The organism is Stenotrophomonas sp. JAI102 (assembly GCF_013409105.1).
GTDB lineage: Bacteria > Pseudomonadota > Gammaproteobacteria > Xanthomonadales > Xanthomonadaceae > Stenotrophomonas > Stenotrophomonas maltophilia_AA.
Genome location: NZ_JACCCI010000001.1, coordinates 972,003 through 986,921 on the forward strand (window position 1 = coordinate 972,003; position 14,919 = coordinate 986,921).

Annotated in this window: 7 protein-coding genes; 2 read left to right on the forward strand and 5 right to left on the reverse strand. The window is 67.1% G+C overall.

Features of this window, described 5'->3' with window-relative positions:
* Nucleotides 1-48: 48 nt before the first annotated feature.
* Both HDC96_RS04550 and HDC96_RS04555 read left to right on the forward strand, forming a co-directional pair.
* Nucleotides 49-8,757 (forward strand): glycoside hydrolase family 94 protein, encoded by an 8,709-nt coding sequence (locus HDC96_RS04550; protein WP_179458935.1) that lies wholly within the window; start codon nt 49-51, stop codon nt 8,755-8,757.
* A complete protein-coding gene (locus HDC96_RS04555; RefSeq protein WP_179458936.1) occupies nt 8,754-9,014 on the forward strand; it encodes a hypothetical protein in 261 nt (86 codons plus the stop codon). The genes HDC96_RS04550 and HDC96_RS04555 overlap by 4 nt, the downstream gene beginning before the upstream one ends.
* Nucleotides 9,015-9,068: 54 nt before the next feature.
* On the opposite strand, the gene HDC96_RS04560 is transcribed toward HDC96_RS04555, so the two are convergent.
* The 5 genes from HDC96_RS04560 to fusA form a co-directional block, all read right to left on the reverse strand.
* Nucleotides 9,069-9,857: a hypothetical protein gene (locus tag HDC96_RS04560; RefSeq protein WP_179458937.1), complete on the reverse strand. Its 789-nt coding sequence runs from the start codon at nt 9,855-9,857 to the stop codon at nt 9,069-9,071.
* 74 nt (nt 9,858-9,931) lie between these two features.
* The gene (locus tag HDC96_RS18335; RefSeq protein ID WP_257018591.1) at nt 9,932-10,651 is read right to left on the reverse strand and encodes a hypothetical protein; all 720 of its coding nucleotides are present in this window, start codon (nt 10,649-10,651) and stop codon (nt 9,932-9,934) included.
* A 68-nt stretch (nt 10,652-10,719) separates the two neighbouring features.
* Entirely contained in the window at nt 10,720-11,382 is a 663-nt protein-coding gene (locus tag HDC96_RS04570; protein WP_179458938.1) for a hypothetical protein, read from the reverse strand.
* A gap of 145 nt (nt 11,383-11,527) precedes the next feature.
* On the reverse strand, nt 11,528-12,448 hold the full coding sequence (locus HDC96_RS04575; RefSeq protein WP_179458939.1) for a M14 family metallocarboxypeptidase: 921 nt from the start codon (nt 12,446-12,448) through the stop codon (nt 11,528-11,530).
* A 121-nt stretch (nt 12,449-12,569) separates the two neighbouring features.
* Nucleotides 12,570-14,612 (reverse strand): elongation factor G, encoded by a 2,043-nt coding sequence (fusA, locus tag HDC96_RS04580; RefSeq protein WP_179458940.1) that lies wholly within the window; start codon nt 14,610-14,612, stop codon nt 12,570-12,572.
* Nucleotides 14,613-14,919: the final 307 nt, after the last annotated feature.

A 14,919-nucleotide genomic window follows, 5' to 3' on the forward strand; every position in this document is an offset into this window, starting at 1 on the left:
ACCCCAAATGCAACTATGAAGGCCGCGACCTGCCCCCCTCGGTAACCCATGCCCCACTTTCGTCGTCTTTTTGGTCGTTGGCTCCGCCTGCGTCGTGTAGTGCGTTGGCGTTGGCGTGAGCGCCAGGCCTCGGTCCCGGCCATCGAAGCCACCGAGGTCCCACTGCGTGCCGCGCTGTACAGCGTTGAACAGATGGAGGTGTACGGCCGCGCACTGGCGCGCCAGCATCGGGTGCGGATGCGACCTGGCGCAGAGCGCCTGCTCGATCGCCTGCAGGCCAACGAGCGTGTCCTGGAAGACGCCAACACGCTGCTCAGCAACGTAGTGCGCGAACAGCGGCCGGTGACCCCGGCCGGGGAATGGCTGCTCGACAACTACTACCTGATCGAAGAACAGATCCAGACCGCGCGACGCCACCTGCCGCGCGGCTACAGCCGGCAGTTGCCTTCGCTTGTCGGCGGCCCCTCGGCCGGGTTGCCGCGCGTGTATGAGCTGTCGATGCAGGCCATCGCGCACGGCGATGGCCGCATTGACGCCGATACCCTGGGCCGCTTCATCGCCTCGTATCAGTCGCTCGCGCCGCTGAGCCTGGGCGAACTGTGGGCCGTTCCCATCATGCTGCGCCTGGCCCTGCTGGAGAATCTGCGGCGCATGGCGGCGCGGGTGATGCGCGACGGGACAGACCGTGGCCTGGCCGCCCAATGGGCGGACAACCTCAATCGCGCGGCCTCCGACACCCCTACCGATGTGGTCCTGGTGGTGGCTGACATGGCACGGTCCGAGCCACCTCTGACCGGCGCCTTCATCGCCGAGCTGACCCGCTCGCTGCAGGGGCGCGGCGGCGCATGGGCCATGCCCGTCGCCTGGCTGGAACAGTGGGCAGCCGCGGCCGGGCAGCGCATCGACGAACTGGTCGCCGCCGAGGGGCAGCAACAGGCGGCCGATCAGGTCTCGATCGGCAACAGCATCGGCAGCCTGCGCTTCCTCTCCACCATGGATTGGCGCACCTTTGTCGAAGATATGAGCGTGGTCGAGCAGCGGCTGCGGGACGACCCCATGGGCGTCTATGCGCAGATGGATTTCGGCACCCGCGACGCCTATCGCCACGTGGTGGAGAAGATTGCCCGCGGCAGCCGCGTCGCCGAGGAGCGCGTTGCGACCATCGCGCTCGACCTGGCACGGGCTGCGCCGCTCGAGGGGCCTCGCACGCACGTGGGCTACTGGCTCGTCGGCGAAGGCGTGAACGCCACCATTGACGCAGTGGCCGAGGCAGCCCCGCGCCACCGCAAGGCACCGCGACTTGCGCATCGCGTGCCGCTGGCGCTGTACCTGCTGCCGATCATCCTGCTTGCGGTGCTGGCCACCGGCGGCCTGCTGGCCACCGGCAGTGGCGCGGCGCCCCTCTGGCTGGCCGCGCTGCTCGGGCTGCTGGTCTTCAGCGAGCTGGGCATCGTCCTGGTCAACTGGACCGCGACGGTGCTGGTCACGCCCAGGCCGCTGCCCAAGCTCGATTTCAGCGAAGGCATCCCTGCCGCATGCGCCACCGTGGTCGCGGTCCCGTCGATGCTGTCCAGCATCGAGGGCATCGACGTCCTGACCGAAGCGCTGGAGGTCCGCTTCCTGGCCAACCGCGATCCCCAGCTGCGCTTCGTGCTGCTGACGGACTTTCTCGATGCCGCGGCCGCCGAGACGCCGACGGACGCCACCCTGCTTGCGCATGCCGTGGAGCGGATCGAGGAATTGAACCGTCGTTACGCGCCAGAGCGCGGCGATCGCTTCTACCTGCTGCACCGCCCCAGGCAATGGAACCCGGGCGAAGGCGTGTGGATGGGACACGAGCGCAAGCGCGGCAAGCTGGCCGCGCTGAATGCCCTGCTCCGCCAAGGCAATGCGGCCGCGTTCATGCGCGTCGTCGGTGACGCGGCGGCTCTGATCGGCGTCCGCTACGTGATCACCCTGGATTCGGACACACAACTTCCGCGGGATGCGGCACGCGCCTTCGTCGCCACCCTGGCGCACCCACTCAACCGCCCGCGCTTCGATCCGACGCTGCAACGCGTGGTGGAAGGCTACGGCATCCTGCAGCCCAGCGTCGGCACCAGCCTCGGCCGGCGCCGCACCTCGCGTTTTGCCCGGATGTTCGGCAGCGAGCCGGGTATCGATCCGTACACGCGCATGGTCTCGGACGTCTACCAGGACCTGTTCGACGAAGGCTCGTTCGTGGGCAAGGGCATCTATGACGTCGAAGCCTTCGAGCATGCGCTCGAGGGCCGCCTACCCGAGAACCGCATCCTCAGCCATGACCTGCTGGAAGGCTGCTATGCACGCGCAGGGTTGGTGAGCGACGTGCGCCTGTACGAGGACTATCCCGAACGCTACGCCGCCGACGCCAAGCGCCGTGCACGCTGGATCCGCGGCGACTGGCAGTTGCTGCCGTGGTTGCTGCCGTGGACACCGCGCCCGGGATCCGGATGGGAACGCAACCGGCTCAGTCTGCTGTCGCGCGGCAAGTTGCTGGACAACCTGCGCCGGAGCCTGGTGCCGATCGCGGCCCTGGCCCTGTTGATGGCGGGCTGGCTGTATGCCGGGAACCCGGCCGCATGGACGGCGTGGGTGCTGGCGCTGTGGTTCGCGCCGCCGCTGATCGGCATGCTGCGCGATGCGCTGAGCGTTCCGGAAGACACGCCGCTGGAAGCGCACTACATCATGGTCGGGCGCGGTACGTTGCAGTCGTTGCTGCGCGCGTCCACCCAGATCGCCTGCCTGCCCTACGAAGCGTTGCTGGCCGGTGGTGCGATCCTGCGCACGCTCTGGCGGATGGCCATCACCCGCCGTCACCTGCTGCAATGGAACCCCTCCAGCGAAGTCGAGCGCCGCCTTGGCGGCGACCGCGGCGCGGAATGGCGTGTGATGGCGCCGGCGTCGCTGCTGGCGCTCGCGTTGGCGGCGGTCGTGGCCAGCGTGCATCCGCAGGCGCTGCCTGTCGCCCTGCCCTTGCTGCTGGCGTGGACCTTCGCGCCGGCCTTGATGGCGTGGCTGGGCCGGCCGCCGGCGGCGAGCGTGGCGGAACTGTCCGTGACCCAGCGGGCCTTCCTTGGCCGGCTGGCGCGGCGCACCTGGTCGTTCTTCCAGGCCTGGGTGCGCGAGCAGGATCACTGGCTGCCGCCGGACAACATCCAGGAGCATCCGACGCTGGTCGTCGCGCGCCGCACCTCGCCGACCAACATCGGCCTGTCCCTGCTGGCCAATCTGTCCGCGTGGGACTTCGGGTATCTCCAGCAGGGTGCGGTCGCCAGACGTACCGCCCTCACGTTCGATACGCTGGACCAGCTGCCGCGCCATCGCGGCCACTTCCTGAACTGGTACGACACCGAAACCCTGGCGCCGCTGCCGCCGCGCTACGTCTCCACCGTGGACAGCGGCAACCTGGCTGGCCATCTGCTGACGCTGCGCCAAGGCCTGCTCGCGCTGGTCGACGCGCCTGTCTTGGCGCCGCACACGTTCGACGGCCTGGCCGATACGCTCGGCGTGCTGGAGGAGGAACGGCAGCGCCATCGCCCGGATGACAGGCACCTCGGCGAGGCGCTCAACCACCTTCGCCAGCGCTTGGCGTCAACGCGTACCGACCTCCCCCGCGGGACGGCGCAGCTGCTGGCCCGGTTGCAGGAGCTGGCCGGTCTGGCCGACGCCGTGCTGGCGCAGTGGCCGGCACCGGAATCGCCCGAGGAAGGTGAGCTGCACTGGCCCGCCCTGTTCGCTGCCGAATGCCATGCCGCCCAGGCGGCACTCGCCGACCTCCCTGCCGCTGCCGGCGCGGACGGCGAGGCGCCGGTGCCCAGCCTGCGCCAGCTGGCCGCCCTGCCCGGTACGGCGGGTGCGGACGCGCGCGCGCGCATCGAGCAGCTGCACGCCCTGGCGCACCGTGCGGGGCAGTTCTCGCTGATGGAATACGGGTTCCTGTTCTACCGTAGCCGCAACCTGCTCTCGATCGGCTACAACGTCGACGACCACCGCCTCGACAACAGCTTCTACGACCTGCTGGCCTCCGAAGCGCGGCTGTGTGCCTTCGTGGCCATCGCCCAGGGCCAGTTGGCGCAGGAGAGCTGGTTCGCGCTCGGCCGGATGCTCACCGAGGTAAACGGCACGCCGACGCTGCTGTCATGGAGTGGCTCGATGTTCGAGTACCTCATGCCGCAGCTGGTGATGCCGAGCTATCCGGACACCCTGCTCGACCAGACCGCACGTCACGCGGTCGAGGCGCAGATCGTCTACGGCCGTACCTTGAACCTGCCGTGGGGCGTATCCGAGTCCGGCTACAACGCCGTCGATGCCCGCCTGAACTACCAGTATCGGGCGTTCGGCGTGCCGGGATTGGGCCTCAAGCGCGGCCTGGGCCAGGATCGGGTCATCGCGCCCTATGCCAGCATGATGGCGCTGATGGTGGCGCCGGAGGCGGCGTGCCAGAACCTCCAGGCGCTCGAAGGATTGGGCTTCTCCGGACGCTTCGGCATGTACGAAGCGATCGACTACACCCCTGCCCGCGTCCCGCCGGGGCAGGATCACGTGCTGTTGCGTTCGTTCATGGCCCACCACCAGGGCATGGGCCTGCTGTCGCTGGATTACCTGTTGCGCGACCAGCCGATGCAGCGTCGCTTCGTTGCCGATGTCGAGTTCCAGGCCACCCTGCTGCTGCTGCAGGAACGCATCCCGCGCATCGGCGTATTCCATCCCCATGAGGTCGAATCCCTGGGCGAGCACTCCGCCATGGCCGAGCACGAGACCTCCCTGCGCGTCCTGCGCGATCCGGGTGGTCCGCGTCCGGAAGTGCAGCTGCTGTCCAACGGCCGCTACCACGGCATGCTGACCCATGCCGGCGGCGGCTACAGTCGCCACGGCGACCTGTCACTCACCCGTTGGCGCGAAGACGGCACCACCGATGCCTGGGGCTCGTTCTGCTATCTGCGCGACGTGGACAGCGGCGAGTTCTGGTCTGCCGCCTACCAGCCCACCTGCGTGGCAGTGGACAATTACGAGGCGATCTTCTCCGACGCCAAGGCAGAGTTCCGCGGTGCCCGCCGCGGCTGCGAGAGCCACCTGCAGGTCGCCATCTCCGCCGAGGACGACATCGAGCTTAGGCGCCTGCGCCTGACCAACCGCAGCCGTCGCCAGCGCACGGTGGAAATCACCACCTATGCCGAAGTGGTGCTCGCCCCCGCCGCATCCGACGATGCGCATCCGGCCTTCAGCAACCTCTTCGTGCAGAGCGAGATCCTGTCGGCCAAGCAGGCCGTGCTGTGCACGCGCCGGCCGCGTTCGCACGACGAGGTACCACCGTGGATGTTCCATCTGGTGGCGGTGCATGACGCCGAGGTGGTGGCGATCTCCTACGAAACCGACCGCGCACGCTTCCTCGGTCGTGGCAACACGCCGCGGACGCCGCAGGCGTTGACCACCGATACCGAGCTCTCCGGCACGGACGGCTCGGTGCTCGACCCGATCGTGGCGATCCGCGTCCGCGTGGTTCTTGAGCCCGAGCAGACCGTGCAGCTGGACATGGTGTACGGCATCGGCGCCGACCGCTCCGGTTGCGAGGCACTGGTAGACAAATACCGTGATCGCCGCCTGGCCGACCGCGTCTTCGACCTGGCCTGGACGCACAGCCAGGTGGTGCGCCGGCAGATCAACGCCAGCCAGGCCGAGGCGTCGCTGTACGAGCGCCTGGCCAGCCACGTGTTGTATGCCAATCCGCTGCTGCGCGCGGGCGCCGCCGTCCTCCAGCAGAACCAGCGAGGACAATCCGGCCTGTGGGGCCATGCCATCTCCGGCGACCTGCCCATCGTCCTGCTCAAGGTCACCGACGCCGAGAACGTGGAACTGGTCCGGCAACTGGTGCAGGCACATGCGTACTGGCGCCAGAAGGGCCTCAACACCGACCTGGTCATCTGGAACGACAGCAAGGCCGGCTATCGGCAGGAACTCCAGGATCAGATCCTGGGGATGGTGGCGGCCAGTTCGGAGACCGGCCTGCTTGATCGCCCGGGCGGCATTTTCGTGCGGCCGGTGCAGAACATGAGCCACGAGGACCGCATTCTGTTGCAGGCGGTCGCACGGGTGGTGATCAGCGACGAGGACGGCACACTGGCCGCGCAGGTGGGACGCCAGCCGCTGCCGGTGCGACGGATTCCGGCCCTGGTGCCGCAGGCGGAGCAGCAGGAGCTGGCCCTGGCGATGGACGCGACGCCCGGGCTGCCCGTCGTCGCCGACCCGGGTCCCGAACCCGGACTGCCCCCGGGCGTCGAGCACGACGAAGAGGTGGACGACCCTTGGCCGTTCCTTCCGTATCGCGGCGCAGGCCGATTCGACAACGGCACCGGCAGTTTCAGCGAGGACGGCCGCGAGTACGTCGTGGTGGTGCGCGAAGGCGCCCCGACCCCGGCGCCGTGGGCCAACGTAATCGCGAACGCCCGCCTGGGCACGGTCGTCAGCGAGAGTGCACCGGGCTATACCTGGTTCGAAAATGCACACGAATTCCGCTTGACGCCCTGGCTCAATGATCCGGTGTCCGACACCGGCGGCGAGGCCTTCTACGTGCGCGACGAGGACACCGGCCGTGTCTGGTCGCCGATGCCGCTGCCATGCAGGGGCACCGGTGCGTACCGTACCCGCCATGGCTTCGGCTATACGGTCTACGAGCATATCGAAGACGGCATCGCCAGCGAGTTGTGGGTCTTCGTCGATGTCACCGCGCCGCTGAAGTTCTCGGTCCTGCGCTTGCACAACCTCTCGGGCAGGCCACGGCGGCTGTCGGCCATCGGCTACGTTGAATGGGTCATGGGCGACCTGCGCACCAAGTCGCGGATGCACGTCGTCACGGAACGCGACCCGCAGACCGGGGCGCTGCTGGCGCGCAACAGCTACAGCACCGAGTTCGGCGGTCGCATGGCCTTCTTCGACACCGATGCCGAGGGCTGCGGCTGGACCTGTGATCGCCTGGAGTTCATCGGCCGCAATGGCGGCCTGCATGCACCGGCGGCGTTGCGTCGCGAACGTCTGGATGGACGCTTGGGCACGGGGCTGGATCCCTGCGCGGCGATCCAGGTGCCACTGGTGCTGGCGCCGGGCGACCGCAGTGAAACGACGTTCCGCCTTGGCGCGGGGCGCGACCGCGAGGAAGCGGTCGCGTTGGCACGAAGCCGCCAGGGTGCCCATGAGGCCATCGATGCGCTGGATGCCGTGCGCATCCACTGGCGGAATGTGCTGGCCACCGTGCAGGTACGCACGCCGGACCCGGCGTTGGACGCACTGGCCAATGGCTGGCTGGTCTACCAGACCCTCGGCTGCCGCTACCTGGCGCGCAGTGGCTATTACCAGTCAGGCGGCGCGTTCGGCTTCCGCGACCAGCTGCAGGACGCACTCGCCCTCGTACACGCTCGCCCGGATCTGACCCGCGATCACCTGCTGCTCTGCGCTGCCCACCAGTTCGCCGAAGGCGATGTGATGCACTGGTGGCATCCTCCGCAGGGTCGCGGCGTGCGCACCCGTTGCTCGGATGATTATCTGTGGCTGCCCCAGGGTGCGTGCCGCTACCTGGAGGTGACCGGCGACGCCAGCGTGCTGGACGAAGTGGTCGGCTTCATCGAGGGACGCGCGGTGACACCGGAAGAGGAAGGGTATTACGACATGCCCACGCCTTCGACACAGCGCGGCACCCTGTATGCGCACTGCGTCCTCGCGCTGGAGCGCGGTTGCCGGTTGCTCGGCGAGCGCGGCCTCCCGTTGATGGGGACCGGCGATTGGAACGACGGCATGAACCGCGTCGGCGACCAGCAGCGCGGTGAGAGTGTGTGGCTCGGATTCTTCCTCCACGACACGCTTCGCCGCTTCATCGTGCTGGCCAACGCGCGGGGCGATGCAGCCCGTGCGCAGTGGTGCCAGGAGCAGGCCGAGCGTCTGCGTCAGAACCTGGAACAGCACGCCTGGGACGGGGCATGGTACCGCCGCGCCTGGTTCGACAACGGCACCCCGTTGGGCTCCTCGCAAAGCCAGGAATGCCGCATCGATTCGATCTCCCAGAGCTGGTCGGTGCTGTCAGGCGTTGCCGCGCCGGAGCGTGCCCGGGAAGCACTGAATTCGCTCTATACGCATCTGGTGCGAAAGGACGCCAAGCTGATCCAGCTCCTCGATCCGCCCTTCGACAAGACAACGGAGGACCCCGGCTATATTCGTGGCTACGTACCGGGCGTTCGCGAGAATGGCGGCCAGTACACCCACGCGGCTGTATGGGCGGCGATGGCATTCGCACAGCAGGGCGATGCGGTGCGTGCCTGGGAGCTGGCCGGGATGATCAACCCGCTCAACCACACGCTGGACCCGGAGGCAGTGCAGACCTACCGCGTCGAACCGTATGTGCTGGCAGCCGATGTATACGCCGTATCGCCGCACGTCGGCCGCGGCGGCTGGACCTGGTACACCGGTTCGGCCGGCTGGATGTATCGCCTGCTGGTCGAATCCCTGCTCGGCATACGTCGTGACGGCGATCGTCTGTCGCTTGAACCGTGCCTGCCCGATCACTGGCCGTCCTTCGAACTGAGCTACCGCTTCGGGCGCAGCCTGTACGAGTTCGTGGTGACCCGCACTGCGCAGGGCCAGCCGACGCTGCATGTGGATGACGTCCTGCAGCCGGACCTCACCGTCCAGCTCCGCGACGACGGTCACTACTACCGCGTCGCGCTTGACTTGGCGGCGCCTCCGGGATGAACGTTCGCCCCGAAATACAGGTACAGCTCGATGCGCTGGCCGAGATGCTGGTCCACTGGGTGGCGCAGGTGCGCCATCCAGCGCAGTTCTGGCCCCAGTTCGAAATGCTCGCTGGAGAGATTCTGGATCAGTGCGCGCACGGGGAGAGAGACAACGCATGCGCATGCATCCAGGCCATGCTCAAAGAGCATGCGCTGGAGCTTCCGGCGTGGCACGAACGTGATGAAAGCGTGCCGCCGAAAGAGCCAGGGGCGTGATGACCATTGCTATGGAAGGTGGACAGCAGCAGCACCATTGGATCACTGCGGGATCTACTGCTGCCAGATGAATCCTACGATAAGAATGATCAGCACCTGGGCAAGCAGGACCATTGCGACCGGGCGTTTGCGTACGAGTGCCGCTGCGATCACACCCGCCACCACGGCGCAGGCCGCGCCGACAGGCAAAAGTAGAAGAAGCGAGCTTGATTCCCACATCGATAGCGGTTGAGCCGCCAGCGTGTAGAGCACAAGAATCAGGAAAGCACCGAATGCGGCAACGGCAGAGCGCTTCAAATAGACCATCAACGCCTTCCTGGTTCTGCCTGCTCCAGCAGCAGGCCATGCCAATTGCTGCGAGCCTTCATCCAGGCTGCCGCCAACATGCTGCCGAGTCGTACAGCGGACTATTGGCACCGATTCCGACGCCACATCTACGATGTGGTTGCCACAGTGCACTGCGTAGTGCTTGAACGGTCCTGGGTACTCGTCGTCAGCGAAGGTACCAGCCGTGACAAAGTCCAAAAATCTTGATTTGGAGTAGATTCGCAGTTGCTCGCCCTGCCATTCCTCTGTGTCGTCCCAACGGCAGTAAGATTCATCTCGCACCGCGTAGCTTACGTAGGTTCGCCAGATCAACTCGAAACGACGAGAATCCGTGGTTACCTCGATCGGCCGGATACCGCTGAGCGAGACGCCGTTGATTTCAATTGACTCCGTCCGATCCAGCACGAGCGCTTCATCAACTACGATGCGAAGCGCATTCTCTTCGGGCTCTCCGATCTCGGCAAGAATGAGGTGTTCGCAGGTATCCAACTGCTCAGCTGAGGTCATATCGTTCATCAGGTTAGGGAACTCAGTTTGGTACGGCCACATTGCCTGTCAAACCCCCCACGCCAACTGCGCACGGGCTCTTGTTACTTGCCGAGAGCGCGTTCGCTCTGAAGGGCCGACTCAAGCAGATTGACGTAGGTGTCTACTCGGGTGCGCAACCCGATCAGCAGCCAGCCCGCCGCATACAGCAGCACCATCATCCAGATGAGCAGGCCAGCCACCAGGTTCACATCGAACGCCGACGCCCAATCGCCCCATTTCCAGTTGCGGAACTGCAGGTAGAGCGCGACCAGGACCGGGAAAATCCCCAACCGCTGAAAGCCGCCGTAAACAAGGCCCATCCGCTCATTCATGCGATCGCGCAATGCGCTGGCAAATCTCAGCATCTCCTCTGTCTGCGCGCGTGGAAACCCACGCAGCTCTGCAACGAGCTGGCGCCAGTACGCAAGATCGACGTCCATCTCCGCGGCATGCGCCAACCGCGGCTTGATCAGCTGAGGCAGTTCACGCTTTGCCATGAGAATCAGGTGGATCGCGAACCCGGCAAGCTCCACCGCCAGACAGGCGGACAGGACCCCTGCTGCCAGCTGTGGGCCAATGACACGCGGCGACAGAGCGGCAACGAGCAACCCCACGCCAGCGGCACCTACCCCGACCCAGACCGACGCCCGCTCCACGCGGGAGGGTTTCGGATAGCGACTATGCGCAACGTACGCTGCCACTTTGTCGTGCAGCCAGGAAAAACTCAGCGCGAGTCCAGCGTCCCGCTGTCCAGATGTTCGTGATTCCGTCGTGGTGTCCATTCCTGACCTTTTGGCTCCCTGTCAACGGCAGATCATAGCCCCAGACACTCGGGTGAGGAGAGCGCCCGTCAGCGCACCCAGTACACGGCCTTGAGCGCCTCCGCCAATCGCGATGCCGCCTCTTCCTGCGTGAACGGTGGCGTGCGCGGCGGATCGTAGACCTCCGGGCGCGTGCCCGCCACAACCAGATCGATCGCGTAGCAGCTCCCGTCATGGACCGCGCGGTAACCCTCCGCGTTGACGTAATGACTCATCGCCGCATCGCCGGCGGTGAAGTGGGTGAACGGCACGCCACCAATATCGACGAACGCCACTGCTGCGGGACCCGTCGCTTCGGCAGGGATCTCCAGGCAGGCTCTGACTGCCGCCGCATCATTGCTTCGCCCGATCCGCAGTTCACCGGCCGTCACCCGATCCGAGCCGTCCAGCACCAACGCCACCAGCGGTGCGCCCACGCTGTCCGGCGGTGCGAACAGCTTCCACGTCGGCGAGGCAAGGTAGTCGCGCTGGAAATCGTGCGCCACCCGCGTTCCCGCGACCGGACCGACCGCAATGCCCGAAGCACTTTCCTGATAGACCGGTGCCGGCCGCCCGGCCGTGGTCACGGCGCCCCCGGGATCAGCTGCCTTCGCCGCCCCCGGGTCCGCGCCGCTGGGCGGCAGCAGCGGCGCAGCACCGCCCTCGCCCTGCGGTGAACAGGCACACAGCAGCACCGTCAAAGCGGCGGCCATCCATCCTGCGTTGTTCTGGATCTGCATCTGCATGGAAGGCTCCAGTGGCAATGATCCCAGCCTGCCTCGCGGTCCGTGAACGGCATGCCATGTCGTCCGCGGAGGGCACGGCCGGTTGCGAGCGCTGGCTGAAGAGCTGACCCGGTCAGCGCTGGGCGAGCGCGTAATCCAGTGCCGCGCAGATGGCCGCCACCTGCGCGTCATTGCACTCGGTAGGCGACGTGCGCGGGCTGTCCGGATACACCTCGGTCGTGGTGGCGTAGCGCGCGTCGGTGAAACCGGCGCACGCCCCGATCGAGCGCGACTCGCCCCAGACCACGCCCGGTGACTGCAGCGGCATGCCGATCAGCTCGCCGTTCGCATCGGCCGGGGCGATGTGTGTGATCTTCTCGACCGCGGCGATCAACGCCTGCTGGAAGGCCGGCTGCGGATCTTCGCTGTTGCCGATCACGTAGAAGCCGTCCGGAATGATGTCCGGCACCAGCGCGATACCGTCGCGCGCGCAACGCGCCGGATCGAACTCGTGCAGGTCACTGTCGGTGGTTTCGTGCAGGTCCATGTGCACCAGCAGCGTATCGCCGCGTGCCGCCATCCAGCGCATCAGGGACGCGGCTTCCTCGATGATGCCCTCGCCTCGGAAGCTGCGGTTCGGATCGATCGCCTCTGGATTCCAGCGCTGGATGCGCTCGTAACCCCACGGGCTGACACAGGGCGCGACGATCAGGTTGATGCGGCCCGCGTACGCCTCGGCGTGCTGGTCCAGGAACTGCAGCGCGCCATGCACGCCACTGGTCTCGTAGCCATGCACGCCACCGGTGACCAGCGCCGTCGGCAAGGCCGGATCCCAGTCGTGGCTGACCACCGCGAACAGCGGGTAATGATCCGGCGCGTAGTCGAGCTGACCGTACTGCACGACATCAAAGCGCTCGCCCAGCCGCTCCAGCGTGGCCACGACATCATCGTGGTAACTGCGCTGCCGTTGCTGCCCTGCCCGCCACTGCGCGCGTTCCGCGTCGCCCCAGGGCTGGCCGGGGGTGCCGATCGGGTAGAAATGCGTGTTGCTCATAGCGGTACTCCAAGGTGAAATCCGGTCGCTGCGCGGGTTGGGCTGCGCGCGACAGTGCGATGGATATTCTATGAAAAAAGGAGCCGGTTGCCCGGCTCCCCTTCTTTTTCCACATCAACGGTCAGGCCGTCTGCGCCGCCTCGTACCCGTTCAAGCGCATGTCGCTGGACGCGCGCCCCTGGGTCAGCGAGCGCAGCGAGGTGGTATAGCCACCGAGCCGGGCCAGCGGTGCATAGCCCAGCACTTCGGCCTGCCCATCCTGGTCCTCGATCGAGGCCACCCGCCCACTGCGGCGGTTGAGGTCGCCGACCACATCGCCGACGTTGCCCGACGGTGCATGGATGGCGATCTCCATCACCGGCTCCAGCAGCTGCGTGCCCGCCTGGGCCAGCGCCGCTTTCACCGCTTCACTGCCGGCACGATGGAAGGCCATGTCCGAGGAGTCCTTGACGTGGGTCTGGCCGTCGACCAGCGTCACCTCGATACCGACCACCGGATGGCCCAGCGGACCTTCGCCCAATGCCGCACGCACGCCCTTCTCCACCGCGTTGACGAATCCGCGCGGGATCGCGCCGCCGACGGTGCGGTCGACGAAGCTCACCTCGCCGTCCTCGCGCGGGGTGATGTCGATCAGGACCTGGGCGAACTGGCCCTGGCCACCGGTCTGCTTGGCGACCTTGCCTTCCACCCGCTGCACGGCACGCTTCGGCGTCTCCTGGTAGGCCACGCGCGGCTGGCCGGTGCGGACGTTGACGCCCCACTCCGTGCGCAGGCGCTCGACCATCACCTCCAGATGCAGCTCGCCCATGCCCCAGATCAGGGTCTCTCCGCTGTCCGCATCGGTCTCGACACGGAACGACGGATCCTCCTGCGCCAGGCTGGCCAGTCCCTGGCTGATGCGGATCAGGTCCGAGGCCTTCTCCGCCGTCAACCGCCATGCCAGCACCGCATGCTGCGCCTGGATCGTATCGAGCAGCAGCGGGCGCGAGGGCGCACTCAGCGTTTCACCGCTGACGGCATCCTTCCAGCCCAGCACCGCGACGATGTCACCGGCCACGGCCTGCTTGATGTCGTGGGTCTGGTCGGCCTGCACCCGCACCAGGCGGCTGACGCGTCGCCCGTGTACATGCTGCGAGCTGGCCAGCGCATCGCCCACCTTCAGCGTGCCCGAGTACACCCGCACGAAGCTCAGCGCACCGTGGTTCTGGTGCGTGATCTTGAACAGCAGCGCCGCGAGCGGACCATCGGGATCAGGGGGCAGCAGCAGATCGTTGCCGTTCTCGGTGGCGACCACCGCCGGCCGATCCAGTGGCGACGGCAGATAGTCGACCACGGCATCGAGCAGCGTTTCCACGCCCTTGCTCTTGAACGCCGAGCCCGCGAGCACCGGTACGCCGGCACCGGCCAGGGTGCCGCGACGGATCGCCGCGCGCAACTGCGCGTTGTCGATCGCCGCGCCTTCCAGCCACGCCTGCGCCAGCACGTCGTCGGCATCGGCCACGGCCTCGATCAGCGCCTCGCGCTGCGGCATCCACTGGGCCGCCTCATCGGTCGTCCAGGCATGACGCAACGCCGTGCCCTTGTCGTCCCAGTGCACGGTGCTGCGATCGACCAGGTCCACCCAGCCGTTGAACTGGCTTTCGGTCCCGATCGGCACCCCGAGCGCCCACGGCGTGGCCCGCAGCTTCTCGCTCAGTTGCGCGAGCACGCGTTCGAATGCAGCACCCGTGCGGTCCATCTTGTTGACGAAGGCGATCAGCGGCACCCCGTGGCGACGCGCCTGGCGCCAGACCGATTCGGACTGGGGCTGCACGCCATCCACGGCGGAGAACACCGCCACCGCGCCATCCAGCACGCGCAGGGAACGCTCCACTTCGATCGCGAAATCGATGTGGCCGGGGGTGTCGATCAAGGTCAGGTGGTGGATCGGCTGGTCGCGCGGCGCCCAATGCGCCTGGACGGCGGCCGCGCCGATGGTGATGCCGCGCTCGCGCTCGATCGCCGAGAAATCGGTGGTCGCCGCACCGTCGTGGACCTCGCCGACGCGATGGATCTCGCCGGTTTTCCACAGCAGGCGCTCGGTGAGCGTGGTCTTGCCGGCGTCGATGTGGGCAATGATGCCGAGGTTGCGCCGGAGGGACAGGGTCTGGGTATGGGTGTTCATGGGATGGGTCTCGCTGCCAACATCGGGGAGCCGCACGCCGCCGTTGGCTAACGGGCGTGCGGCCAGGTTTGGGGCTCGGCGATCTGGTGCATGGCACGTTCTCCTTCAAACAGTTCTGGTGCGTGGAAACGAAAAGAGCGCCCGGTGGGCGCTCTGCTTGGGGTCCAGGGTGACCGGTGTTCCGGTCAGCAGCCTCGCACTCCGAGTGACAGACGCGCCCGTGCCGCGTAATCGCGGGTCAGGGTAAAAAACGTCAGAAGCGGCATCGGAGTCATGAGGGTCACCTGGGGTGTAGCCGGCATTGTAG

Excerpts from the sequence above, each read along its gene's own strand:
- HDC96_RS04550 (WP_179458935.1), top strand. The coding sequence starts at position 49 with ATGCCCCACTTTCGTCGTCTTTTTGGTCGTTGGCTCCGCCTGCGTCGT.
- HDC96_RS18335 (WP_257018591.1), bottom strand. The coding sequence starts at position 10,651 with ATGGACACCACGACGGAATCACGAACATCTGGACAGCGGGACGCTGGA.
- HDC96_RS04570 (WP_179458938.1), bottom strand. The coding sequence starts at position 11,382 with ATGGCCGCCGCTTTGACGGTGCTGCTGTGTGCCTGTTCACCGCAGGGC.
- HDC96_RS04575 (WP_179458939.1), bottom strand. The coding sequence starts at position 12,448 with ATGAGCAACACGCATTTCTACCCGATCGGCACCCCCGGCCAGCCCTGG.
- fusA (WP_179458940.1), bottom strand. The coding sequence starts at position 14,612 with ATGAACACCCATACCCAGACCCTGTCCCTCCGGCGCAACCTCGGCATC.
- HDC96_RS04555 (WP_179458936.1), top strand. The coding sequence starts at position 8,754 with ATGAACGTTCGCCCCGAAATACAGGTACAGCTCGATGCGCTGGCCGAG.
- HDC96_RS04560 (WP_179458937.1), bottom strand. The coding sequence starts at position 9,857 with ATGAACGATATGACCTCAGCTGAGCAGTTGGATACCTGCGAACACCTC.